Raw genomic sequence first — 26,853 nt, forward strand, 5'->3', positions numbered from 1 at the left:
GCAATGATAAGCGTCGATACTCATGGTGACAAGGAAATTATTCACAAAATCTTGTTATATTTTAATTTCTAGCGCTAAAATCAAATAGTTTCCTTCTTTGTTACTGATACTAATAAGTATTAAATAACAATAAGATATGGATATTTATTGAAAAGCACGTATTAAAAAACCGCAAAGCAAACTCTACGGCTATAAATTTTTATGCTGTTAATAACGCTTATAATCCGATAAAAATACCAGCAAGCGCCGCACTCATTAAGTTAGCTAATGTTGCCGCTAAAACGGCTTTAATACCTAATTTTGCAACATCACCACGACGCTCAGGTGCCATAACACCAATTGAACCAATTTGAATAGCAATAGAACCAATATTCGCAAAACCACATAATGCGAAAGTGATGATCACTTGGGTATGTTCAGATAACGTTTGTTTAACCGCTGCGAAGTCCATAAAGGCAACAAATTCATTTAGAATTAGCTTCTCACCAATAAAAGTACCTGCTTTCATCATTTCTGTCGCCGGTACACCGATAACAAAAGCAAGTGGCGAGAAAATATATCCCAAAATAGCTTGCATAGTTAGTGGCGTTGTAGCGAACCAATGCGATACCGAATCAAGACCAATCGTTGCCGTAATGCTTGCTAACCAATGCCCTACCCCTTCAAGGCCAGCATTCGCCATTGCGATCACACTAACAAAAGCAATAAGCATAGTACCAATCGCAACAGCTACTTTCATACCGTTCATTGCACCAGCAGCTAATGCATCAATAGCATTACTGTGCTCACTTTTTGCCATTTCGACCTCAGTTTGTTCCATTGGCGTTTCTTGTTCTGGTACAAGAATTTTAGCCATTAGTAAACCACCGGGTGCCGCCATAAAACTTGCTGCAATCAGATACTTAAGTTCAACACCTAATCCTGCATAGCCACCTAATACAGAACCCGCAACTGACGCCATACCACATGTCATTACCACGAAAAGTTCAGAGCGTGTCATTTTTGCAAGGAATGGACGAATAAGAAGAGGAGACTCACCTTGAGAAAGGAAGATATTACCTGTCGCAACCAAAGACTCTGCGCGACTGGTGCCTAATAGTTTTTGGATACCACCACCTAAAACTTTAATTACCCATTGCATAATACCGAAGTAATAAAGGAGAGAAATTAAAGCACTGATGAATATAACAAGAGGAAGAACACGAATAGCAAAAACAAAACCGCTTTTTTGGATATTAGCTAAATCACCGAAGACGAAATTGATACCAACATCAGCGAAACTAAGAAGACCAGCTACACCGTCACTCATTGCACCTAGCATCTTCTGACCAATGGGCACATATAGTACAAGAGCGGCAAAGCTCGCTTGTAAGAATAAAGCACCGCCAACGGTTCTCCAATTGATCGCCTTTCTATTATCAGAAAGCGCCACTGCGCATAGAACCAGTACTACGATACCGGCTAATGTAATTAACAACTGCATTATTTCGTCCTGCTGTTTTTTAAATGGGTGTCGAATAATGAAGGTATTGCTGTTTGCTGCCATTGAGTAACAATTACTTTTGGGGAAAAAGTAAAAAAGGTAGGATTAACGTAATACAACGCTAAAAATATGAATATGTTCGCCCAATAATACAACATACGAGTCACCTAAATTAACAAGCTACAAATAACGCCGGTCCAACTCCGTGGGTCGTTCACTTATCCCTGGTGACAGCTTGTAAAATAAGGTGGCTGAACTTAACTGTTCTGACCGAGGCGAGAGTATATAGAGATCTTGCTCACAATAACAATATCATTTTTCATAATTAGCATACTTCAAGGCCAAGTGAATACTATATAAGCAAATAATACCTTATATAAATCCTTTAACGCATAACTGTTGATTTATCGTACAGCGCACTCAATTGATAACAAAAAAGCCGAACACGATAAATGTTCGGCTTTTGGGAATATATTATTAGTGAGCAATGTTTACTTTGTAAGTGCTTCATTTAGCCATTGGTCGAAATGCGATTTCGGCATTGCGCCATTTAGCATATCAACCATCTTGCCTTCTTTAAACACCATGATTGTTGGAATACTACGGATACGATATTGAGCAGCGAGTGCTTGTTGTGCTTCAGTATCAATCTTCACACAACGTATTTGGCCATCACGCTCTTGAGATACGTCTGAAAATACAGGAGCAAATCCTACGCATGGATTACACCACGGTGCCCAGAAATCAACAACGACAGGCTTATCACTTTCTAATAGTGTAGAGAAATTATCGCTAGTACCTTCAATTGGCATGCCGTCGAATAATTTTTCCTTACATGAGCCGCAGCTTGCTTCATCATTTACGCGCTCAGAAGGTAAACGGTTCAGTGCTTTACAGTGTGGACAGCGTGTTGTGATTGTAGTCATTATTATCATCCATCTTTAAACTTTATCTGTATTTACTGTAACGCTTACAGATAAAAAAGCAATATGATTCAACTTATTAGAGCAATAGTCTAAAACTATCAAAAGCCGAATGTCGCAAAAAAGATTGATAAAAAACTATTATATCGAACGCATACAAATGGGATGCAAACATCGCATCCCATTCAGTGTCACTTATTATTAGTTAATTATGATTACACTGCTTATTCTGGAACTCCCACAACTACAGTGACAATGTCACAATACGATTAGCGTTAATAACTTAACTGGTAATTAATGTAATAACCCTAACTCACGGGCTTCGGCAATGGTAAGCCCGCTCGCTTGAATATCACGGAGAAGCTCTATACGTCGTCTTGCTGCCGCTTGTTGTTTTTTACTCTCAGCAATATTGGTTGCCGACTCATCCTTGTGATCCCACTTAGATGATACGGAAGAAATTTCTGAAAAATCGATAGAGTTAATAGACACAACAACCTCCTAAAGTAACCTGTGTCATTATGATTTACTTAGTATCAGAGGTAATTAGAGGAGTTAAGCTGATAAATTTAACTTTGTGATCAAATCGAGGTTCATGTAATAAAATTACAAAAACAACTGAAAATGACTAGTCAATAACGAATAACAAGCGTAGTAATAGAAGTTCTTGGCAAATAAAAAACGTTTAATATTTAGACATATTTGACCCAAGCTATTTATATATAAGCTTTAATTAATAAGGCATGAATATAACAACATTTTGTGTATATCTATTTATCAATAAAATGCGTCAACATTTTTGATTTAAGCTTATGATAAAAAAAATAACTGTTTTCTGTCAGTATGTTATGTCGCACTTTACACACTCACATTTAGTAATTTAACATTACATTATTCATACTATAGTTATGAGTATAAAAAGCGTAGCGTAATAAAAAAATTTAAAGGTTTTTATTATGAATACTCAATTATCTGAACTTGCACAACCTGGTGCTATTTCTAACCCTAATACTTTCGCTGAATACCTCACCTTTATTTTCAAAGAAAATATTGAAAATGATGACGTAACAAAAATCTTTGCCAAAATTCAAATTATTGAAAAATCCATCGCGCAAAAAGATCCTTCAGCCAACCTTTCTTTAACCATTGGTATTTCAAATAAAGGTTGGCCTACCGTTTTTCCTGATGTTCAAGCGCCATCTTTATTGCATGATTTCATTGCTATGACTGACGGCGAACGTAGTTTCCCAAGTACACCGGGAGATATTTTCATCATGATAAAATCTGAACGTATGGATATTAATTTTCAAGCTGCGAAATACATTGCCGCAGCGCTTCAACCTGTCGCTAATTTAATCGAAGATATTCAAGGCTTTAAATATCTAGACAACCGCGACATGATCGACTTTGTTGATGGAACTGAAAACCCAAAAAATGAAGCTCGTTTTAATGCCGTATTAGTTGATAATGACCGTGATATCCATCAAGGCGGGACTTACTTAACCGTACAACGCTATGTAGATCGTCAAGGCTTATGGGATAAACAAACCACAGAATACCAAGAGCAAGTTATTGGTCGTACCAAGCTTGATGATATTGAACTTGATGATGATCAAAAACCCGCTTGGGCGCACAATAATAAGAGTAAAGTTATTATTGATGACCAAGAAATTAAAATGCTACGTCAGAACCGTCCATTTGGTAATGCTATGGAACATGGCACTATGTTTGTCGGGTTTGCCGCCTCACCTGAAATTCTAGATATCTCATTGAAGCAAATGATTTATGCTGATGAAAATGGTAACTACGATCGCTTACTGGATTTTGTGGAAGCAAAAACAGGTACTCACTACTTTGTACCTTCACAAACACTAATGAATACTTTCGCCGGTTAATCTATCGCCTCAGCAATGTGCCTACAAATGAAAATTTGTGGGCATTTTTTTGTTAAAAATCATAAAGAAATAAAAATGTAATTTATTTTTAACTTAACCAATTGAAAAATAACAAATACATTTTATTTTACAGAATATTTTCTTGATTCCTCACACGTTCTGTTGTCCCCTATACACTTAATAATTAATTCTATCTTTTTATTTATATATACGAAGAGTATTTCTGGGGGCAAGAATGCGCAAAACCCTTTTAACCCGAGTATCACTAGCAAGTCTTATTGCTACCGTTGCGGGTTGTTCATCAACACCACCGCCGCCAGCTCCAAAAGTTGAAAAAAGTTTCAAAACGATAGCTAGCCAATTTATGACTTCTGATGCAACACGTAGCCAAGGTACAGTTGTTGATAAAGGTATGTTTTACCCTAAAGAAACCTTCTCTCTAAGTTATCGTTACTGCTCTGCAAGTGCCGAACAAGCGAAACAAGATATTGATCAATTTTATCAATTAGCAAAAAAAACATGTAAAGCTAACTCTGGCACCATGATCAACCAAGATACTGATGCCTGGTGTGTGAGTCACCCTAATACGCCTGATGAAACACCTATTTTCTCAGCACGAATTACGTCAACAGATCTATGGGCTGATGTTTGTCCTACAGGGCCATTTGTTACAATGCGTGTCATTGAAAATAAAGACGTCAATGAAGCCGCTTGGATTGATGGCGCTAAACTTCTTGGTTATCAACCCTATTCTGTACATAGAAAAATTGTCCCATCAAACCAATCTCAAGCAGCACTGTTTAATGAGAAAGAAACACCTGCACCGGAACAAGAACCTTGGACTGAAGAAACCGGCTTTATTGCGACACACGTAGGTGAAACTGTGTGTATGTATAAGAAGACCAAAGACGAAGCTTATGGTGTGACCTACAAAGGTAAAATCCAAAGTGTAAATGACAACCGCGTTAGTGTATTAGCGACTGAAAAGTTAAAAGGCGATATTCGTATTGCACCTGAAATTGATCCACTACCTTGGTATAAAGAAGCGGTAATTGAAGCAGATGCACGTTCTTGGTTTATTTGTCAGTAAATAGTATTACTCTCTTTAAAAAATAACAAAGCCCAGCATAATCTCATCGTTATGCTGGGCTCTTTATTTATCTTACGCATGAATAGCATAAAATCATTAACTGTAAGTCTCAAAAAAGTCTAACGTATCGTCTAATGCCTGATTACGTAAGCAATCTTTTTCCATTAACAATTCATGTCGAGCATGTGGGATCACTTTCATTTCACACTCTGCACATTTTGCGTAAAAAAGATGATGAGAATTATTATCTACAACGGTATCGTCGCCTGCCTGCAACAATAAAATGGGCGTATGGATATGTTCCACATCCCGAATACAGCTTTTCGCGGCAGCTAATGCTTGCCATACCCATCGTGCACTAGGACCACCAACACGCAGTTCTGGGTGGCACTGATACAAATGCTTCGCCCAAACGTAACGTATTTGACTTTGGCATTGATCATTTTTTTCAAAAGGTGCTTCGTGATACGGCTTATATCCAAACACATAAGACGGCTGTGTTTGATAATGCTCGATAATTTTAGCGATTGAAGATGCGACTAATTTAAGGGGGACAGGAAGATTGATACCAAACATAGGTGCATTAAGAACAACGGCATTAAAATGAGTCTGATAATGCTCTAAATATAAGGTTGCTACCGCACCACCCATTGAATGAGCTAATAAAAACCGTTGTCTGTATGTTTGTTTTCCAACGACATTTGTAATAAATGAATGAAGATCTGACACATAATCATCAAAACAAATCACATGTCCAAGTTCACTATCGTTAGTTAATCGTCCTGATGCGCCTTGACCGCGATGATCGTAGGCATACACGTCATAACCTTTACGAGATAACTCATAACATAACTCCTGATATTTCCAGAAGCTCTCATTACGCCCATTAACAATGACCACACAACGTTCATTTTGAGGATGTCGAATACTTATCCATCGGATCGGTATTCCATCAACACCTTTAAATTCGCCTTGCTCCCTCTTCTGCCACATATAATGGACTTCACTCGCCATTAATTGTGTAAAAACCGACTCCTTGGTAACAAAATCCCTCTCACAATTTTGTTTAACCATGACAACTTCTTATAATTATTATACAAACTTACATAAATCGCTGACTTCTTCTCCCACTAAATGGGATGCATTACAATGAGGTTCATCAATATCAATATAACGACCCACAGTGTTTAAAAAATACTTACCTGATTGATAACCAAGCCTATAATCTTCTTCTAAAGATGGCATATCACTACCAATCATTTTTGATTTTAGTGCTTTTTGCGGATGAATCTCATAAATAGTAACATCATCAGGTGGATTACTAAGAAACTCTTGTGTTTTTCTATAGTTATCTTCGTGCTCTAACAACATCTCAATCATACCTGCGGCTTTTGATTGGCCTAACGCACGACGAATATTACTCATCCAACAATGATCAAATGATGTATCAATAGGCACAGTGCGGATCACCACAATATGACGATAACCGCGCTCATAAGCTTCTTGAACAGGAATGGGGGCAGATAAGCCACCATCAACCCAATATTCATTTTGTGAGTAAATGGGTTGTCGATTTAAAACAGGGATCGCGCATGAAGCTTTTAATGCCAAAGACCAATTATCCGTATTTAAATTAAAATACGCCGCTTGATGACTCACCGTATTACTTGCTGATGCGAGTACAGTTCGATTACGCATATTCTGTCGGCCTTGATGCCAATCAAGCTCAAAGCGTGTCTGGGTTTGCTGCATTAACCAATCAAGATCAAGCCCTTCACGACCAAACAAAAAACGATATACGTCAAAGAAATGGTGATTCGTTGTTGCTTCTGTGATCACCTTAAAAGCATGTTTCTTTTGACCACAGATATAAGACGCTAAATTAAGCGATCCTGCAGACGTACCAATCATTAGTGAGAACGGATTAAAATCCTGATCTAAAAATGAATCCAATACCCCTGCGGTGAAAATCCCTCTTTGGCCTCCACCTTCAGTGACAAGTGCTATCTTAGATACGTCCTGAGGCTTATGGGACAATGCGTCATAATTTTGTACCGCATAAGATACATGCTTACCTGTCATGTTACTCTCTCAAGATTACTGCATACTTTGATGCATATTCATCATACAAATATCGCAAGGCATACTATCAAATAGGGGTCTAATGTCTAATAAAAAACGATCAATATTTGATTGTAAAAATATACGCTCTAATTTCTAAACATTAACAGCTTGAACTTTAGGTTTTATGTGATTATACAAGTTAATATTATCAGAGAGTATTTAACTCGTTATTCAACATTACCTCATATAAGGCTTAAATAACGCATGAACATTCACTCTTGCTTTAAGCTTGGCTGCCAACAAATATAAACCACCCAATTTACGGTGTAAAAAAATAGCATCTGCGGGCGGTGTATGCCAATAACCACTATTCATACTCAAGGCACTACCGGCATCGCGAATGCGTTTCCCCATATCTGTTGCACCAAAATCATACACACCATCAAAGGCTAATGGCTCACAAGCTTCTACACACAAATTCACGACTGCTTGTTGTGCGACATCTTCAATGTGCTGATGGAAAAAGCCTATTTGTTTTAACGCGTTAAGCATAGATCCCCGATCATTTTTCACCGCACCAGTCATCAATTGGCGATAGCCTTCAGAGACGTGCTCGGGATATTCACGCGTGGCGCCGAAATCAAGCAAGATAAACTGATTCGTTGTGAGGTTATAACGATAGTTAGCAAAATTCGGGTCGGTTTGCACCAATCGAAATTCAAACACTTCTTTGAACAATAAGGTAAAGGCTAATGCCATCACCTCATCACGTACCGCTTGGGGTTGCTTAGCCAGTTGCTCTATTTCTATGCCTTCGACAAAACTCATCGCAAGGATCGTTTCACATGTTAAATCATCGTATATATCAGGGATCAAAAAGCGGGCATCATCAGAAAGTAACTGGCGAAACTGTTTAAGATATTGTGCTTCTTTCTGATAATTAGCTTCGGCATGTAACTGTTTTTTCGCCTCGTCTAATAACTCTGACACATCAATAGACTTAGGGATCAATCCTGATACATTTAGTAAGGTTGAAACATTATGTACATCGCTATCAATACTTTCTCCAATACCTGGATACTGTATCTTTAAAGCAATATCTCGACCGTCTTTGGTTTTTGCTCTATGAACTTGTCCTATTGATGCTGCAGCAACAGGGTAAAACGAAAACTGAGCAAATTTGTCTTGCCAATCTTCCCCCCAGTTAGCAATGAGCACATGATTCAATTGGCTAATAGGCATAGGTTTAGCATCAGCTTGCAAACGAGATAGCAGTTCAGTTAATTCTTTCGGGAGTAAATCACCAGCATCCATCGATAAAAGTTGACCTACTTTCATCGCAGCACCACGTAACTGTGCTAATTGATCAGCCACACGTTGAGCATTTTTCGGCGTTAAGAGCAACTCACTGGCTTTAGGACGATGTCCTGACGCTAACTGTTTCACCCCTTCAGCAACCATGCCCGTTGCGACTCTTGACGCCAGTGAGCCTAATTTCGATAGTCGTGATAATCGCCCTTTAGGCACTTTTGAATACTGATGTGGATCTTTCATGCTTAAACCTTATCTTACGATGATGTGTAACAACGTCATTACTGGCGATTAAACACGCCTTTTCTTTATAGTGAATTAATATGGCGTAAATAATACTCGGCTTGCTCTACAATAACAGATTGCTCATTATCATCTAATTTATCCCAATGACTAAATAGCATACCTACACGAGGATTGTTTGCTAATAACCCTCTATGTTTATCCATAAAACGCCAATATAAACTATTAAATGGACAAGCATTCAGCCCTGTTTTCTTTTTAACCTCATACTGGCATGATGAGCAATAATCGCTCATTTTATTAATGTATGCCCCACTTGAAGCATAAGGCTTTGTTGCAACCACACCACCATCGGCAAACAGCGCCATACCTAGCGTGTTGGGCTTTTCTACCCACTCAACCGCATCAATATAAATACCTAAATACCACTGTTCGACTTCACTCGGCGCAATCCCCGTTAATAAACAAAAATTACCCGTGACCATTAAACGCTGAATATGATGAGCGTAGCTATAATCAAGCGACTGCTTAATCGCATGATGCATACACTGCATATTGGTTTTTGCATTCCAGAAAAAATCAGGTAACGAGCCGCTAGCTTCTAACGTGTTCTCTTTTCCGTAATGGGGCATATTTACCCAATAAATAGCGCGAATAAATTCACGCCAGCCTAGTATCTGACGAACAAACCCTTCAACTTGGGCAATATCAATTTTTGAATCTGGCTGAGAGTAAGCATCAATAGCCGCTTGGATCACTTGCATGGGATGCAACATTTTCGCATTCAAAGCAAAAGATAAACGAGAATGGTATAAGCTCCATGCTGACTCACTTCTCGTGGTCATCGCATCTTGAAAGCGTCCAAACAAAGGCAATAAATCACGGCAAAAGTAAATCAGTAGCGCTTGTGATTGTTTACGGTTTGTTGGCCAAAGTAACTGCTCACAAGATTGACCGATTGTGTTGATACCGTATTTTTCGAGTCGTTTAGAAATAGCACTAACATCATTACTAAACATTAACGGTTGAGGAATAGCTTCAATATCAACAGCCTTTAACTTATTTCGATTTGCGCCATCATAATTCCATTTACCACCTTGAGGCTTTCCTTCAACCATTAATACATCAAATCGTTTCCGCATAGCGCGATAAAAATGCTCCATACGGTGATGTTTGTTTGGTGTTATATACTGCTCAAGTTCGGCCAATGTCAGTAAGAAATGCTCGCTATCACATGCTTGAACGGTTACATCAGGAATCTTTAACGTCGCTAACTGTTGCGATAATCGGTATTCGTCTGGTTGTTGATATTCAAATGCTTGGCAATGATATTGCTGACAAAGTGAAATAATTAAATCAGGTAAATCATGATAGGTATGAGTATCGTCTAATGTTAAATGTAAAACCTCATGTCCTGCTTGTTGCAGCGCAATCGCAAAATTTTCCATCGCAGCAAAAAATGCACAGATCTTTTGATGGTGGTGAGTAACATAGTTGGTTTCTTGCTTTAGCTCTGCAATAACATACAGCACATGTTCATTGGGTTGTTGATACCAATGATGACTCGCATTGAGTTGATCGCCTAAAATAAAACGAAGAGTTGTATAGCGCGATTGCATGATTATCCTCTACCACTCATTGGCCAATCATCAATATTTACGCTGTCTAAGGTATTAAGATTTTCATCCCCTCGCCAATGGCGAATAAAATGCTGATTAGGATCAAATATTCGTGTTTGTTTTTCTAAGTCAAACCAACGTTTTTCACGACTGTCTGTTCCAACACCTGCAATATATTGCCAATTGCCCCAGTTTGCCGCGACATCATGATCAATCAGCTGTTGTTCAAAATAAGCTGCACCGTAGCGCCAATCAACAGATAGCTCATTAACCAAACAACTTGCAACTATTTGGCGCCCACGATTAGACATATAGCCCGTTTGGTTTAACTGTTTCATAAACGCATTAACAATAGGATATGGTGTTGAGCCCTCACACCATTGTTTAAAACGAGTTGGATAAAAACTGCTTAATAAACGTTTATTTTGCACGCCACTGAAACGATACAGATCTCGCCCAACAGCATGGGCATGCCATTGAAAAAACTCACGCCATAACAACTCAAAGAAGATCCAATAGGTTGATGAATTTTTCTCTTTGTATTTTTCATAATCTAGCAAGGTAGCCATGATCATTTTGCCGGATAATGCACCACATGCTAACCACGGTGAAAATTTGGTTGAGTTATCCCAACCCTCTATGGCATTACGCGTTTCTTTATAACTAGACGGTAAACGAGAAGAAAAATACTGCTGTAAGTGCATCAGTGCTGCATTTTCACCACCATGCCACTCCACCTGATCATTATCTAAAATGGGAACATTTCGAATATCTAAATATCCAGAACAATATACATTGGGTTGTGGCGGTAAATAATCAGGCACAGGTAGGGACGAAAAAACAGTGACGCTTTGCTCTATCTGTTTACGAAATTTTGAAAATCTATTTGGCATATCTGAAAGAGGAAACGGCAGTTGATTTTGTGAATACAACGTATGCGTATCAACTTCTACAAATTGAAAATGGGGGTAACATTGTTTTAGGTAATGCCATTGCTGTTGTTCATACCAGCCGCAGTGACGACTCCGATAGATAAGGTTAATACCGTATTGTTCTATTAATTTAGGCATAAAAACCATAGGATCGGCTTGCATCACTAATAAACGCTGACCCAATGTGGCTAAATTAGATTGCAGTGCTTGTAGCGATTGCAGCAGGAAGCGATGGCGAATGGCTCCCACCGAGACAAGTTGATAACGATTAAACTGCTGCTTTTGTGGCTCCATAAAATAAATACACAGCAAGTTGTCACAATACTCGTAAGCTTGATGAAGTATAGGGTTATCGTGTAAACGTAGATCATTGGTAAACCAATAAAGAGCTTTTACCGCCATAAATTATATGCCTTATTTTTTATCGACTCTTCATTTACGATACGAATAGGCATAACGATCGATTTTTATTCTTGCTGTCAAGAAATTTAGGCAATAAAAAAGCCAGTATTATTAACAAGAAAGGTAATAATACTGGCTGAAAATGTAATTAGTCGTTAATCAAATTCTGGCTGATTACGGTTTTTAAAATTCACCAATAATCCCATCACCAGTACCACAACCGTCACTATTAAAATAGACTGGAATACGTGGTGATATTGCGCAGCAGAAGTAATTAAATCAATGGCATCACCTTTTGGTGTATTGGTTGATGTTAACTCAGCAATGTTTGCTGCTAAATAGTTTGCTACCGAACCACCCATTAACATGTAAATACCCGCAACCGTACCTGTTGCTCCTTGCGGATTCATACGCGTAATTGCAGCTAACGCGACAGGGTCAATAAATAGCTCAGCAATACCAATGAAAAACAAACCAATAAATAGCCATAGGAATGTTGTATGACCTGTTGCCATTGCTAACTTAGAAGACAACGTAATCAAACTAAAGCCCGCAGTTAAGAGAAACAAACCCATGTTTAATTTAGTTAATGTACGAACAGAGATCTGACGTGTCGATAATACTTTCCACAACCATGTCACCGCAGCACCACCCACAATAACGGCTACAGGATTCACCGATTGGAAGAAAGCTGTTGGAATATGGTAACCAAAAATATCAGTATCAATATTACGCTCGATGAATAAGCTGATTGAACTGCCACCTTGCTGATCAAATGCCCAAAACACCATACCAAAAATCATAAAGTACATAATTGAGTGAAGTTTCTTGCGATCTTCAGCATCACTCTTACGGTATAAACGCAGCATTTGTAGTGCTGAAAATGCAAGGATCACGGCAAGAATGTAACCGGCTAATAAATCTTTAAGTACAAATACAAGACCTATCGCGGCAGCAACGACACCGAGAATGATTAAGAACCAGTGACTAATACCTGCTGTTTTTTGTGTTAACGCCGCTTTATTGGCTTTTTGTACATGGGCAAAGTTTTTACGGCCCGTACTAAAAATGATTAAGCCAATAAACATACCAATACCTGCAAGAGCAAAGCCCACATGCCATCCCCAACGGCTTGCAGCATACCCACAGAAAATTGGCGCTAAAGCAGAACCAATGTTACCGCCTATATAGGATATAGAAAATCCTGATTCACGTGCGCTTTCATGACCTTTATATAACTCACCCAATAAACAGCTTGAGTTAGTTTTAAAAAAGCCATAACCACAAATAATTAATGCTAACGCAGAATACAAGGTCGTATGATCGTTACTCGGAATACTTAATACAATGTGGCCAGCAACCATCAGTGAGCCGCCAATAACAACAGCCCAGTAATTACCCAAATAACGGTCTGCTAAATAACCCCCTAAAATGGGTGTCACATAAACTAAAGATGTATATGCACCATATAGAGCATAAGCATGTTCATCTGACATTAAGAGTTTTTGGGTTAAAAATAGAATTAATAGCGAACGCATGCCGTAGTAGCTAAAAAATTCCCACATTTGTATTGCGATGAGGTGAAAAAGCCCTTTAGGCTGAGAGGATAATTGCATATTGATTCCTGTAAAAAGGCCCGTTTAGCTAACGGTTGTCATTCTTATGGGTGTGTTTATACCTAGGGTATTTAAGAATGAAAATACACTGAACTTCTCTAAGCTCAAGCATATTCTTACCCCATATTTAGTATCTTACTTTTCATAGTTTTAGACATTTAATCATTGCTTCACTAGAAATAGATTATTCCATTTACAAGCAGTAAACAAACATCATTCCATTTTTAGTTCTAACAAAGCATCAATTTTGAAAAAAACTAAGTATTCATAAGGTTATGTTAAAAACACGTCACTAAACTAAAATCTTCAGTAGAGCTATATAACAAAAATCACAACATTAATGTAACAAAAAAGCCGTAACAATCGCTGCTACGGCTTTAATAAAAGAAACAGTTAGAACACGTTATAGCGTTAAATCTAACTCATTATGAATTAATACGATGCATTGAGAAGCAAATAACATCTTAGGACCTAAGCTAATCTTCTGTGCGCCTAAGCGTTTTAAGCTATTATAACTTTTCTTCGGCATTGGCATGTGATCGGTTAATAAGAAACAAGGGTTCGCAGCAAGTTCAATATCGCGAACAAAATCCCCTTTCTTATCTAACATGTATAATTGGTAGTCTTCAGCAAGTTCAACTATCAGCTTTTCAAAACTGATCGTACGAACTGTGATCCCCGGTTCTACATTACGACATTGCTCTTTACCCATGCCTAATGATTTATCAAGCGCATGAGTGATCTTATCTAACCATGCTTGCTCATGAAAACCCGTTAAATTAGTAATATCATTTGAATTAAAGCTAATGGTACGAGAAAAGTCTTGCGTACTTTCAAGCACTAAATGCACCATAATATCTTCGCGGTGAGACTGCGCCACAAAAATAGCATTCATTAAAACGTGAGCCAAAATTTCAGTGTGAGCATCTTGACCCACAGATGCTAATAGCATTTTACTGTCGGTGGGTGCAGAACGGGCTCTTAATACGAAAGCACGCATAGTTAATATCCTAGAAGTTGAAAGTGACACCAGCATCGCTACACATAGGTATATACCAATCATATACCTACAGCGAGCGCAGTATTATCCCCGCTTTTCATCAATATGTAACCCCCATTGATCAGATTCCTATTTTTAAGCGTATTAAGTTAATCAATCAATGACGACTAGGAAATATGAACACTATCACTCGATTACCCTCCCACACACTTGGCTATCTAGGACTTTTTCCTTTTGCCCTAAGTGCACTCGCTATCAGCCTTGAGATACGTATTTTTAACACTTCCGCTTTGCTAATCTTCGTCAGTTATAGTGCTATTATTCTTAGTTTTCTTTCTGGTGTTATGTGGGGAAACAGTCTGAATCACAAGGAAAATTCAACCAGTCGGTTTGCTTTACTCTTGAGTAACTTTTTTGCGCTACTGGCTTGGTTTTCGCTATTACATTCTACAGATCACTACACTTGGGCTCTTGTTGCATTAATGCTGGGGTTTATCTGTATTCGTATCGCCGAGATAAAATTTAACTCCGCTCATCAAGATGAGTATTATCAACAATTACGTAATCGTCTAACTACTTGTGTTTGCGGATTACATGCGGTTGTATTTGCAATCACATAACCAGGGAATATGAAAAATGGAAAAGATGATCATCTTTTATGATGGAAGTTGCCCACTTTGCGTCGCTGAAATGAAACAACTTCGACAACTTAATAAACATCAAAAATTACAATTTGAAGATATTCTTGCGCCTGATTTTATCCAACGCTTTCCTGATATATCAAAAGAAAAAGCCAGCACTGTTTTACACGGTTTACTCTCATCTCAAATAGGCGCAGAACAACAGCTTTTACTTGGTCTTGATGTCACTTATAAAGCATGGAACCTGGTTGGTAAAAAGAAATGGTTAAAAATACTCAGGCTTCCAGTGATACGTATCGTTGCCGATAAAGCATACTTATTTTTTGCCAGAAACCGTTATCATATTTCCTATTTATTAACCGGAAAATCCCGTTGTAATAGCTGTTCAATTGATTAATAGACGTCAGCTAAGCTAAATGTTTAACACTATGCTCAATCACGATCTTACTTTTCTATTAGGTTATTTATCTTTTGATAAATCAGTGGAATGAGCCCAATACGACATCCATAACTTAACATCACGGTTGACTATATTCAGCCGCAACTCTTTATTAATATACGCTAGAGTTTTAGTTCTTGTACTAAGTACAAAAAACAATTATTCCCAAAAAAATTAAAATCAATACAAGCCTAACATTTAGAATAAAACGCCATCAATCAGACTACACACAGTCATAAAAATGACAATTTTAATTCTTTTAAGTGATACCTCTAATTTTTGTATTTATTTACGTGCATATATATAAAACACTATTTACACTCGCCGCACTTTCTAACACCTCATTTTCTGAGACAACAATGCAACTATCACTGAAACAAAAGCTGATCAGCGCGAGCTTGTCTGCTGTTGTCCTTATGGCAACAGTATTAACTTGGCTTGCTGCCAGTAATTTACAACAACAAACAAATGAAAATATCTTAGATCGCGTACAAAGCGTAGCAACCACAGCTACCAGCGGTATTGAAGATTGGATTAATATCCGTCGCAGTATTACCTCTTCAGTAAAAGAACCCTATCAAAAAGCAGATCTTGTGCCTTTCCTTCAACAAGCACGCGATGCTGGCGGTTTTGACGATATTTACTACGGCACCGTTGCAGGACAAATGCTGCGTTCACACCCAGAACGTAACCGTGCTGATTACGATCCTCGTACTCGCCCTTGGTACGGTGATGCCGTTAACAGCAATAAACAAGTGATCACCACCGCTTATCAAGACGCTATTACTAACGCCCTTTTAGTGACGATTGCCGAGCCTATTCGACATAGCGGCGCACTTGCCGGTGTTATCGGTGCCGACGTATTAATTGATCAACTCATTAACGATGTGATCAGTTTGAACGTTGGTGATAATGCTCATGCTATGTTAATCGATAAAAAGAATGGAACTTTCCTTGCTCATTCTGATAAGTCACTGTTATTGAAACCGATTGCTAATTATAGCAATCAGTTAAACATGGGTAACATTGAACAAAGTGCCAATACAAACCGCTTAGAGCAGATCTCAATCAAAGGGGTAGATAAGCTATTTTACTTTGCAAATATCCCAAATAGTGATTGGATATTTGGCCTTGAAATGGATAAATCGACAGAAGAAGCCAGCTACTATTCACTATTAACAGAGTTAATCATCACCGCTATTGTGATCACTTTGATCGTGGTTATGGCGGTAGCGTGGTTAGTAAACTATCTTCTTCGCGATCTTAACCGTGTATCTAAAGCACTGGCTGAAATTGCAAATGGTGAAGGTGATTTAACACAACGTTTAGAACCAAGAAGCCAAGACGAAGTGGGTAAGCTTGCACTAAATTTCAACCAGTTTGTCGGTAACATGCACCAAATGGTGACTCGATTACGTCATGTTTCAGAATCACTTAATCATCAATCTCATATAACCGCTTCACAAGCCGAAGAGCGCAGCACTCGTATTCAGCATCAGCAAGATGAAATTAATATGGTCGCAACAGCAATCAATGAAATGGCAGCCGCCACACAAGAGATTGCTGCCAACGCAGAAAACACAGCAAGAACATCAGAGCAAACGGTAACCGCTTCTAATCACGGTGCAACACAGGTCAACCAAAGCCAACAATCCATCAGCACATTAGCGCAAGAAGTGGATACGGCAACATCTGTGATCAGTGAGCTAAATCACCATGCTCAAAGCATTACAACTATCCTATCTACAATTCAAGGGATTGCTGAACAAACCAACTTATTGGCATTAAATGCCGCGATTGAAGCAGCCCGAGCTGGTGAGCAAGGTCGAGGGTTTGCTGTTGTTGCAGATGAGGTACGTGTACTTAGCCAACGGACGCATGCATCAACTCAAGAAATTCAACAAATGATAGAGACCCTACAAAAAACCACAGGTCAAGCTGTGAATATCATGGAGGATAGTCGTCATCTCTCTGAAACCAGTGTTGATGATGCCAATGCAGCAGCAGTAAGCTTGTCACAAATTACGACTGCCGTAACCACGATCAATGATATGGCAACACAAATTGCTTCCGCCGCTGAAGAGCAATCTTCCGTAACATCTGAGATCACCCGTAATACAGAGGGAATTCGTGATGTTTCTAATGAACTTGCTGTAGAAGCCAATGAAGCCGCCAAACAGGCAGCTGAGCTATCAAATTTATCTCATGAACTACAACAAGAAATCAGTCGCTTTAAACTCTAAACATACCGTTATAACAACGAAAAACTAACGACAAAAGCTAGCATATAGCATGCTAGCTTTTGTTCTATATACCGCTAACTACTATGCCAATATTTCCATTTCTCTTCACACTTTGTTTCAGTATTAACACCATGCGGCATGGGGTAACCCAACAGATCGCTATAAAAATGAATATGAAAAACACTTAAGCGCAAGCTGCCCTATTGCTAGTGATAACATGAAACATTTCGTCTATTTTGCTAAAGACAGACAAGCCATTAAATCTCATCCTTTACTCAACAAACCTCGTTTTGTAGGCGCACAAATCATGTATTCATGGTCTGACTTAGAACCTCAAAAAGACGTTTAAGATTTCTCTATCATTTTTGATGATTATGAATACCTAAAAAAGCACGGTAAAAAACTGTTTATTCAACTTCAAGATGCAACCTTCTATTCTGAAAATAAAGCCGTACCTAAATACCTTCTCACTATTAGTGCAAGCATTAGGACGCCAGTTTGACGAAAAATGGAAGGGATAAACTTACAAAAAACCGCTATTGGTGTATCAGTAAAAACCGATCCAAGCTTTAATGAAAAAGACTATATAACAGGTATCAAAGCAAACATGCTGACCTTGAAACAGACGTTTCCTTCCTCAACAACCATGCAATATGCCAACTTTGTTAACGGTGAATGGCTTCCTTGGGAAGACAAAGGTTACCTGAAAAGTATTTATCGATATGGCGAAAAAATGGGTGTGGGATTAGGTGCACCTGATCTCATGGTTAAGCGTCGAGGACAATTAAACCATGCTTTAGCTATGATGCATGAAAATAAGTATTCCGTCCCTTTAGGGATTGCCATTCAAGACGGTAATTACATAGGGCAAACAAACACAACTGCAGTAGTTGAAAAACGAAACAACATCGCACCGATGCTGCACTCATTTAGTCAGCACTTCCTAAAAGTAAAATACATGTTCTGGGGATACCAAGAACCCTACTTTACAGAAGATGTTGTTACTTGCTTAAACGCTTAACTTAACACATCAGGTTAACAGCAAAGCCAGCATTTATTGCTGGCTTTGTTAACTTAAAACGAACATATAAATTATTGCACAGACTAATAATAAATAAGTAATAATTCGATAAATAATAACTTTAATAATAATTTATTGTTATTGTATATGATCTTAAAAACCGTCCAAACTGAGGTCCGGTATCATTACGGGGATTAAAATCCTTAATCGGCTTTACTATTATTTGATACTTTAAATGATTAAGCTCATATAAATTATCATTATATATATGACCAAACTGAATTGGATCAAACCCATTACGATAAAAATGAACATCAACTGCATCACGGTTAATTTCATCAAATACTTCATTTGGCGTCATTGTATATGTCGCATACATCGTATTCGGTTCAGGAGAAATTCCTGCTTGTCCAGTACTAATATCACTATGTGTACACTGTAGAGCAGCATCTAGATCTCGCATACTTGAAGTCTCACCGGGAGTCATATCACCAACATCATTATTCAATTCACTATCAACAAATCCACATGTATTTTGAACAATATGTAACTGTATATAATCTGTATCAATTATTGAGGTATTATTATTTGTCGTTCTTTTGGTATGTATCGGAATACTATAAATTGTACTTACAGGACTGATAGGAACTTCAAATTGAATCTTGGTTAATTTAATATCGTAACTTGCTTTATAACCATCAAGCCTTCCATTACCTGTTTTAAAACTAAAACCAGCTCGAACATTGTTTTCGACATTTTTTTGTATCATAATCACAATTATTTATATTTCCCCAACTCTACCCCTTTCGCTTAATTCTCATACGGTTATATGTATTCACAATTGTTGCTTGGATATCTTTAAATTTATATGTTTGCACACCTAGTTATGCTCTCTAGCTAAAGATAGGCCATTCCAAACATGATTCTTACCAGTATCAAACTCACCGTTATAACCATCAAGATTGACATCAACAATAACAGTACGTCCCGGATTTACATAAATATGTTGCTCATTAGCCTGTGAAAAAGAAGAAATTAAAGATAAACACAGAATCCTTTTATTCATTAATTAATACCAATATAAATATAGCGTTTTAAAGATTAAATTTTATTAAAATATTCTAATATTAAAAATATAAGATAATTTAACAATCTCGATATACAACAACCACAGTTTATATTGTAATAAAAAACTAATATAGAGAATAACAAGATACCATTCAATTCCAAAAAGGAAACAGACTATCTTTATCATTAAAATAACTATAAAGATGAATACTTTACTTATTGATAAAAAAAGGCTTAAGCTATTAAAATATAGCTTAAGCCTTTTTAAAACCAATATCATGATTAAAAATAATCAATTATTACATTATATGATCGAGTAAAAGCACCAAACTGAGCAGCCGTGTTATCATGAGGATCAAATTCATCAATTGGACTTGGTATAACTTGATATTCCAAGTTGTTTAATTCAAATATATCATCATATACTTGACCTAAATTAACACGAACATTATTCGGTCTAAATAAGAACACATTTACAGCCTTGTCATTAAAATTACTCGCTATATTCTCTTCAATACGATAATTTGCCAACATTGTATTTTCCGTATTCGATAAGCCAGCATTAACAGCGGTTCCAACTTCATTATTTTCAGAAATACAGGTTAAATCAAGGTCCACTGGAGTTCTCGGTCCATCGATACCGGGTGTAATATCGCCAACATTAATATCTATATCAGCGTTATTAGCTCCAAACGTACAGGTATTTTGTATAATATGTACAGTGATTCTATCAGCAGTGCCGACATTAATAGGTCTATCAGCATTATTTCTTTGCACTCGATGGAAAATAGAAAATCTTTCTTGTTGAGTGGTAGCATTAGCGGGTACAACTATACGTACCTGATTTACTCTAGTTCGAAGGTTAACTCTCCAATTATTGCGCAAAACCCGATTTCTGAGGTGAAACCCCAAACGTTGACTTCCTCCTCCACAAAATCTATGCAATATATTACCCGCTAAATTATGGCCAGGAAACGCACCAGGAAGTGGATTACCGCCAAGGTTACAATTCCAATTTGTTCCACCACCATTAAATAACAAGCGAAATGTTGATGCAGTTCCTACCATACTAAGAGTTATATTACCTCTAGTTTCAGATCGTGAGTATTCGTCACTAGTACCGACTCGTTCATGAGCCCAAAAGAACTCACTGTTAACTAATTGATTATTTAAAGTAATTCCATCTAGCACAACTGGAACTACAACGTCTCTACCTGGATTAACAAAAACATCAATATCATTAGCATATACATTAAAAGTACTGGTAACAATTAGGAACAACATGATTCCTTTAATTTTAATCATTCTGATAGCCTAATATGTATTCTAAAATTAAAACGTTTAATTAGTATTTAATATCCTAATTTCCCTTGAAAATGACTGACTGTTCCGTAATCATTAATAGCGTCAAATTCAAATTTTGAGATTGTTGCTACATAATTGTTTTTAATAAATACTGAACTTTCAGGTGGAAAAACACCTAACTGCTGTTTCATCTCATTGTTTAGTTTTATTTCTTTACCATTAAATTTAACGTTAACTACTGCTAGATAAAAAGGTGTTGGATTCGTAATTTTTATATTTCCATTAGATTTAACAATTGATAATAATTTCTCAGCATTAGCCCTTTTACCTAAAAGAACTTTAGGTCTATAAATTAGTTTTACTCTTGTTTTTAAAGCTAGTGTTATTCTACTTTTTTTAGACTTATCAACAGGTGGTATTTCTTGTAAATTGAGCCAGTACAGAGATTCATTATTAAGAGATGACGATTTATGTGTATTTAGCAGTCTAACAACTTGTGTTTCACCTTTGTTAAATTTAAAAAAGTTAGGCATAGGGATAAAGTTAACGTTTTTATCTTTTTTATTTTCGTTCTCTATCCATATTTGAGCAGCGTATGTTTTATCTGCTATATTCTCTATCTTAATTTCAACGCTTTTATCGCCTTCATTAACAATATATCTTGTTGCGTTTAATTGTAATGCAGCTAACGAATTGCTACTGTAAAAAAGTATAAATAGCCCAATATGTAAAATATATTTGAATGTCATGAATCAACCTAAGTAAAATACGATTAATAATAAGTTAAAGTAATTCTTAACTTGCTTGTAAACTCCCCTGCATTTAAATCTGTATAATTACCGTTACCCGTGTAAATCAGTGTAGCAGTAACATCATGGATAAATTCTGTTTCATTACCGATAGGAACAGGGTAGTTTTGATCAAATACCAAGTTACTGCCTTCAACTAAGAGTTTTATACCAAGTTCATCTTTACTCGTAGAAAGTATTCCATCAGAACTTCCTAATGTATCAATAGGGTCATATTTGATATTAATGCCGTCAATAATTTCAGGCCTAGCGCAATGAATCACAACTGGCACTGTTTCTGTTATAATACCCGTTATTACCTGCCCCGTATCAACAGTTTCAAAATCAACGGTTTCATCATTATTACTATTAACAGTACAACCTGGACTAATAATATTACCGCTAATATTTACAGTTACTTCAGCTATATGTGCCATTACGTAATTAGATGATAAAAGTAATACTGCAAAAGCAATTTTATTCACACTCATATAAATACCATTTAATAAGTCTTAGTAATTACCCATTGATAATGTATTCTCTACTACTGCCAAAATCATCGAGTGCATAAATTGTAATTTTTGAACTAGATTTAACCTTTATCCCAGATAGATCTATTGAACTTTTTGGAGAAAATAATCCTAATTTTTTATCAACGGATTTATTAAAATGAATCAATTTACCATCCACTATTACTTTACTAATAGCAAAATAATATGATGTTGGGTTAATTATCTTATAACCATGATTCACTTTTTCTATTTTTATTTCTTTTTCTGCTTCCAAACGAGTCTTTTGTAATGATGTTGGTCTGTATATCAACTTCACTTTTGTTTGAAGCGCTATTTGCATAAAGCTATCAGGAGTATCTTTTGGCCGAGGTGGCATTTCAAGAACATTAATAAAAAAGAGTGACTCTTGATCCTTTCTTATATTATTTCCAATCTTTTTTAATCTTATAATTTGTCGACCATTTTTTACTATTTTAAACATTGAAGGAAGCACAATAAAATTAATACTATCCGTATTTATTTCATTCAGACTATCTATCCATACTTGGCCGCCATAGTTAACATCACTATCATTGACAATTTTTACGGTAATATCACCTTGTCCTTCATTATAAATATAACGCGTTTTGTTCATTTTAAGCCCAGCATATACACTGCTAGAAAGTAGCATACAACTTACTAAACAAAATGATATTAAGTAATTTTTCATTAAAACCTCAACATTATTGGCAATATATATCTTTAACTTCATTAAGATCTGGCTTAATTTTCGAAATGTCCACTTTACAAGTTTGAGTATTTGTTTTGATATGTAGGTAATGTGAAGGTGAGTCAAGCGTTGCCATTAACACCCCTTGTGTTGCAATAAAACCAACATAAACATTATCGTCCGTTGTTACCTGTGAACCTAATGGTAATTCAGTTCCATTCTTATCAAACACACGAAGTAAGTATCTTTGCACTTTCTTATAATCAAATTTACGAACAATTATTGCTTTATCAGTCGGAATTACATTATATGACGTTTTATTTAACTCAATATCATGAGATATATCTTTACTATTTAAATTAATACGATTCTGTGTATAAGTTGAAAGCGGAATAATAATGTTTCCAAAGTTATCAGCTTTACGACCGTTAACTTTAGCTTTATCTATCCCTTTTGTATTCACAATTGCTATAGTTTGCGAGCGACGGCTTGAATAAGCAATACCAGCCCCTTCTGCAGCAGCAACTGAGCCCGAGATAGATCCGCCAACAGACGTTGAGTTATTACTCGTTGAAGCATTAAAACCGATAGCAACAGGATTCAAGTTGGCATTTGTACTAAATGACGCAGAACGTTCAGACTTCGAAGCACTTGCACTTACAGAATGAGAAATATTATCACTGCTGTTGAATGACGTATTGGTACTAACGGTAGTCCCAGATGTTTTAGAATAAGTCACTGATGAATTAGTGAATATATCTCGTTCTTTATAAGATAATGGAATACTTAAACTTAGAGTCGTTGAATAGTCCTCACCAAGAGATTCAGACGATGTTATTGAACCACTAATACTTGCAGTCACACCATTCTCAAATGCTGTTGAGAATGATACGTTGCCACCATATTCGCTAGCGATTATCCCTCGATAATTACTGTACCAGCCAGAAGCAGATAGATATGAATGATCAAAACTATGCGTAAGAATTGTTTCAAATCGATTTCTTAATGACTCACTGCCATACTCATCATAAGAATCAGGATCAAAGCCATTAAAATCAACATAACCAGTACTGTGGTATTCATACGCTACAAATTGAACATGTGTACGTTCTGTAATATCTTTCACATAACGTAAACTTGTGTTGATCCCTTCTAGACTTCTTTTTTGACTTTTATCCGTTTTGTTATATTCGCTTCTAGAGCCATTGACATTAAAAGAAATTGCACCGAAATAGCTTAAAGGAACTCCAGCTCCTATACCTAAGCTTTGGTACTTATCATGTAAAACCACAGCTGTATTTAACGTTGCATACCTAAACCCACGATCTAAAGAAGCAAATATAAATGGATTTTTAATATAGTTATCAAAATCACCTTTGCGTCCCGTTGCTATATTATAATCGTAGTCACCTTCAGCAAGCAGATTTGGTAACGTTGACATTGGATATATTTTTTTAGTAATTTTTCCAGTGTCACTTTCTACCTCCACAACAATATCTTTACTTCCAATAGGGTTAATATTACTAAAAGAGTAATGACCTGCAGGGATATCACGAGAAAGTAATATATATTTACCTTGCTTAATGGTAATTGTTGAGCTGGAATCAGCAAATCCTTCAATAATCGGTGCATAACCTCTCGTTTTATGAGGTTCCATTGAGCTATCAGAGTATAATGTTAAGCCGACAAAACTAAAATCATTGAGTACAGATGATCGGGTATATGTTTTACCAATAGAGAAAGCACTTTTTATTGGTTTTATCGCTGTTGACACAAGATATTCTGAAGATCTTATACCTGTTTTATTAGTACCACTCGCCTGTGTTGTAAATACCCAGCGATCATAGTTCATCTGTAAATCAAAATTCACAAATGCTGAAGATGTATCTTTACCATGATCCCGATAATAGTGATGACTTGCATTTGCATTGTAATTTAGAATAAAACCATTAGCACCATAGTCCCAGCTATACTCATTATCTTCTAATAAAATAAGTTGTGGTAATTGAAGCGATAAAGATTGCGTAGAAAAATCAAATATAGCTGAAGCTTTCGGTATTTTTTCTAAATTATAGCAATGATCTGTTGGATTGAAAGCGTCGATCATTTTTTCATAATTAATAGGTAGATCTAACGTTTCTAATAAAGTTAATGGCAAACAAATAGATTCTTTATCATCATCTTTTATCACTAAAACATGACGACCATAACTTTTATTATTTAGATAAAAATCAACCAAATATTTTCCAGGAACATTGCTACTTGAATAGTCTAAAAAATCTGATCTTACATTTTTGCCTCCATTCATAAATGAAGTATCAAACTCAGTTTGTGCCAAGCACAAAGAAGAGTTCATAACAGCTAAAATAGTAATCACATTTTTTATATGCATGCGTATCTCCATCGCATTTCAACCACGAATTAAATCCATCTTAATTTGTAATCATTGGTCTCTAATAATTAATAGAGTTCTTGTGATATTATGCTTACTGTAATGTTCACATATAAGTTATTAATAATATAATTACTATTAATAAGAGTAATTGAGAAGTACTTATAAAATACTTATAAAGTACTTCTCCAATTTATTAACGATAGCCGACAACAAATTTAGCTTGCGATTTTACGTTACCAGCTGTCACTGCTGGTTCTGTACTCGCATCATCAGAAGATTTTACCATTTGTGCTTTAAATTGATATCTTGTAGGTGTGTGAATAGCATCAGTACCTGGAGCTATTTTCTCAAAATGAACACGTGAATCAGTTGATGTAATTTGAGTGCCATCGTCTCCTTTCATTAATCTTACGGCAACTTTTTGTGCTTTTGATGCATTTGGCGCCAAATTAGCCAAGTTATTATCAGCATCCCATCCATTAACAGGTACCCAAAGAACTGTCACATCATGAGCTGCAGTGAAACAATCAGAACCATCATTTTTTTTTGCTGAAACAATATCAAAAACGACTTCTTCGGCATTACCAGCTTCTACTTCATCAACAGTAGCTGTCTTTAAATTCACAACGTTAGAAGCATTCGTTGTACCAGCACTGTCTTGAATAACAAAATTACATGTTGCTTTCGTTACTTCTCCTTGAAATATAACATCACCTTGATTTGCCAAAGCTGATACTGAAAAAAAAGCAGTAGATAGTAAGATAGTAGAAGCTAATGTAGTCTTTTTATCCATTTTCATATTATATCCTTATCAATATTCGTTGTTCAAAAATGCATTTAAAGTATTACCTTTAAATATTTCATTTTTCACATTAAATTTATTTCCAATAAAATAAATTAGTTAACACCAGCGTGTTTAATTAAAATAAAAGCGATCAATTAACATAAGAGCGATTAATTAACACCAGAGCGATTAATTAACACCAGAGCGATTAATTAACACCAGAGCGATTAATTAACACCAGAGCGATTAATTAACACCAGAGCGATTAATTAACACCAGAGCGATTAATTAACACCAGAGCGATTAATTAACACCAGAGCGATTAATTAACACCAGAGCGATTAATTAACACCAGAGCGATTAATTAACA

At 36.5% G+C, this 26,853-nt stretch carries 25 protein-coding genes; 7 read left to right on the forward strand and 18 right to left on the reverse strand.

Features of this window, described 5'->3' with window-relative positions:
* Window positions 1-217: 217 nt before the first annotated feature.
* The 3 genes from C9J46_RS18240 to C9J46_RS18250 form a co-directional block, all read right to left on the reverse strand.
* The gene (locus tag C9J46_RS18240; RefSeq protein WP_107206667.1) at window positions 218-1,483 is read right to left on the reverse strand and encodes a NupC/NupG family nucleoside CNT transporter; all 1,266 of its coding nucleotides are present in this window, start codon (window positions 1,481-1,483) and stop codon (window positions 218-220) included.
* Between the two features lie 491 nt (window positions 1,484-1,974).
* Window positions 1,975-2,409 carry a thioredoxin TrxC gene (gene trxC, locus C9J46_RS18245; protein WP_107206668.1) on the reverse strand — a complete coding sequence of 145 codons (435 nt, stop codon included), beginning with the start codon at window positions 2,407-2,409 and terminating at the stop codon, window positions 1,975-1,977.
* 291 nt (window positions 2,410-2,700) lie between these two features.
* Window positions 2,701-2,898: a hypothetical protein gene (locus C9J46_RS18250; protein WP_107206669.1), complete on the reverse strand. Its 198-nt coding sequence runs from the start codon at window positions 2,896-2,898 to the stop codon at window positions 2,701-2,703.
* A gap of 464 nt (window positions 2,899-3,362) precedes the next feature.
* Between C9J46_RS18250 and C9J46_RS18255 the strand changes: the two genes are divergently transcribed.
* Both C9J46_RS18255 and C9J46_RS18260 read left to right on the forward strand, forming a co-directional pair.
* Window positions 3,363-4,301, forward strand: a complete 939-nt coding sequence (locus tag C9J46_RS18255; RefSeq protein ID WP_107206670.1) for a Dyp-type peroxidase — start codon at window positions 3,363-3,365, stop codon at window positions 4,299-4,301.
* 235 nt (window positions 4,302-4,536) lie between these two features.
* Window positions 4,537-5,391, forward strand: a complete 855-nt coding sequence (locus tag C9J46_RS18260) for a hypothetical protein (RefSeq protein WP_107206671.1) — start codon at window positions 4,537-4,539, stop codon at window positions 5,389-5,391.
* Between the two features lie 96 nt (window positions 5,392-5,487).
* On the opposite strand, the gene C9J46_RS18265 is transcribed toward C9J46_RS18260, so the two are convergent.
* From C9J46_RS18265 to trmY, 7 genes are all read right to left on the reverse strand, one after another.
* Window positions 5,488-6,405: an alpha/beta fold hydrolase gene (locus C9J46_RS18265; protein ID WP_107206672.1), complete on the reverse strand. Its 918-nt coding sequence runs from the start codon at window positions 6,403-6,405 to the stop codon at window positions 5,488-5,490.
* A gap of 78 nt (window positions 6,406-6,483) precedes the next feature.
* Window positions 6,484-7,473: a patatin family protein gene (locus C9J46_RS18270; protein WP_107206673.1), complete on the reverse strand. Its 990-nt coding sequence runs from the start codon at window positions 7,471-7,473 to the stop codon at window positions 6,484-6,486.
* A gap of 219 nt (window positions 7,474-7,692) precedes the next feature.
* Window positions 7,693-9,009 (reverse strand): AarF/ABC1/UbiB kinase family protein, encoded by a 1,317-nt coding sequence (locus C9J46_RS18275; RefSeq protein ID WP_107206674.1) that lies wholly within the window; start codon window positions 9,007-9,009, stop codon window positions 7,693-7,695.
* Window positions 9,010-9,074: 65 nt separating this feature from the next.
* On the reverse strand, window positions 9,075-10,628 hold the full coding sequence (locus C9J46_RS18280) for a cryptochrome/photolyase family protein (protein WP_199190653.1): 1,554 nt from the start codon (window positions 10,626-10,628) through the stop codon (window positions 9,075-9,077).
* Between the two features lie 2 nt (window positions 10,629-10,630).
* Window positions 10,631-11,962 carry a DASH family cryptochrome gene (locus C9J46_RS18285; RefSeq protein ID WP_107291335.1) on the reverse strand — a complete coding sequence of 444 codons (1,332 nt, stop codon included), beginning with the start codon at window positions 11,960-11,962 and terminating at the stop codon, window positions 10,631-10,633.
* 155 nt (window positions 11,963-12,117) lie between these two features.
* A complete protein-coding gene (locus C9J46_RS18290; protein ID WP_107206677.1) occupies window positions 12,118-13,578 on the reverse strand; it encodes a peptide MFS transporter in 1,461 nt (486 codons plus the stop codon).
* Between the two features lie 403 nt (window positions 13,579-13,981).
* Window positions 13,982-14,578 carry a tRNA (pseudouridine(54)-N(1))-methyltransferase TrmY gene (gene trmY / locus C9J46_RS18295; RefSeq protein WP_107206678.1) on the reverse strand — a complete coding sequence of 199 codons (597 nt, stop codon included), beginning with the start codon at window positions 14,576-14,578 and terminating at the stop codon, window positions 13,982-13,984.
* 176 nt (window positions 14,579-14,754) lie between these two features.
* Between trmY and C9J46_RS18300 the strand changes: the two genes are divergently transcribed.
* The 5 genes from C9J46_RS18300 (at window position 14,755) to C9J46_RS21860 (ending at window position 18,922) form a co-directional block, all read left to right on the forward strand.
* Window positions 14,755-15,198: a DUF3429 domain-containing protein gene (locus tag C9J46_RS18300; protein ID WP_107291336.1), complete on the forward strand. Its 444-nt coding sequence runs from the start codon at window positions 14,755-14,757 to the stop codon at window positions 15,196-15,198.
* Window positions 15,199-15,214: 16 nt separating this feature from the next.
* Window positions 15,215-15,616, forward strand: a complete 402-nt coding sequence (locus tag C9J46_RS18305) for a thiol-disulfide oxidoreductase DCC family protein (protein ID WP_107206680.1) — start codon at window positions 15,215-15,217, stop codon at window positions 15,614-15,616.
* Between the two features lie 401 nt (window positions 15,617-16,017).
* Window positions 16,018-17,901: a methyl-accepting chemotaxis protein gene (locus C9J46_RS18310; RefSeq protein WP_107246187.1), complete on the forward strand. Its 1,884-nt coding sequence runs from the start codon at window positions 16,018-16,020 to the stop codon at window positions 17,899-17,901.
* Window positions 17,902-18,118: 217 nt separating this feature from the next.
* Window positions 18,119-18,250, forward strand: a complete 132-nt coding sequence (locus tag C9J46_RS21895) for a hypothetical protein (RefSeq protein ID WP_255418312.1) — start codon at window positions 18,119-18,121, stop codon at window positions 18,248-18,250.
* Between the two features lie 159 nt (window positions 18,251-18,409).
* Window positions 18,410-18,922, forward strand: coding sequence for a hypothetical protein (locus C9J46_RS21860; RefSeq protein ID WP_233217813.1), 513 nt, complete (start codon window positions 18,410-18,412; stop codon window positions 18,920-18,922).
* 121 nt (window positions 18,923-19,043) lie between these two features.
* On the opposite strand, the gene C9J46_RS18320 is transcribed toward C9J46_RS21860, so the two are convergent.
* The 8 genes from C9J46_RS18320 to C9J46_RS18355 form a co-directional block, all read right to left on the reverse strand.
* Window positions 19,044-19,697, reverse strand: a complete 654-nt coding sequence (locus C9J46_RS18320) for a hypothetical protein (protein WP_146144671.1) — start codon at window positions 19,695-19,697, stop codon at window positions 19,044-19,046.
* Window positions 19,698-19,802: 105 nt separating this feature from the next.
* Window positions 19,803-19,988 carry a hypothetical protein gene (locus tag C9J46_RS18325; RefSeq protein ID WP_107206683.1) on the reverse strand — a complete coding sequence of 62 codons (186 nt, stop codon included), beginning with the start codon at window positions 19,986-19,988 and terminating at the stop codon, window positions 19,803-19,805.
* Window positions 19,989-20,272: 284 nt separating this feature from the next.
* Window positions 20,273-21,295 carry a hypothetical protein gene (locus C9J46_RS18330; protein WP_107206684.1) on the reverse strand — a complete coding sequence of 341 codons (1,023 nt, stop codon included), beginning with the start codon at window positions 21,293-21,295 and terminating at the stop codon, window positions 20,273-20,275.
* Between the two features lie 47 nt (window positions 21,296-21,342).
* Window positions 21,343-22,044, reverse strand: coding sequence for a fimbria/pilus periplasmic chaperone (locus C9J46_RS18335; protein ID WP_107291338.1), 702 nt, complete (start codon window positions 22,042-22,044; stop codon window positions 21,343-21,345).
* Window positions 22,045-22,067: 23 nt separating this feature from the next.
* A complete protein-coding gene (locus tag C9J46_RS18340; protein WP_107206686.1) occupies window positions 22,068-22,574 on the reverse strand; it encodes a fimbrial protein in 507 nt (168 codons plus the stop codon).
* A gap of 28 nt (window positions 22,575-22,602) precedes the next feature.
* Window positions 22,603-23,304 carry a fimbria/pilus periplasmic chaperone gene (locus tag C9J46_RS18345; RefSeq protein ID WP_158259620.1) on the reverse strand — a complete coding sequence of 234 codons (702 nt, stop codon included), beginning with the start codon at window positions 23,302-23,304 and terminating at the stop codon, window positions 22,603-22,605.
* 13 nt (window positions 23,305-23,317) lie between these two features.
* The gene (locus tag C9J46_RS18350; RefSeq protein WP_158259621.1) at window positions 23,318-25,696 is read right to left on the reverse strand and encodes a fimbria/pilus outer membrane usher protein; all 2,379 of its coding nucleotides are present in this window, start codon (window positions 25,694-25,696) and stop codon (window positions 23,318-23,320) included.
* 196 nt (window positions 25,697-25,892) lie between these two features.
* Window positions 25,893-26,498, reverse strand: coding sequence for a fimbrial protein (locus C9J46_RS18355; RefSeq protein ID WP_107291341.1), 606 nt, complete (start codon window positions 26,496-26,498; stop codon window positions 25,893-25,895).
* Between the last annotated feature and the right edge of the window lie 355 nt (window positions 26,499-26,853).

The sequence above is a fragment of the Photobacterium sp. GB-36 genome, from assembly GCF_003026135.1.
In the GTDB taxonomy this organism is placed as follows: Bacteria; Pseudomonadota; Gammaproteobacteria; order Enterobacterales; family Vibrionaceae; genus Photobacterium.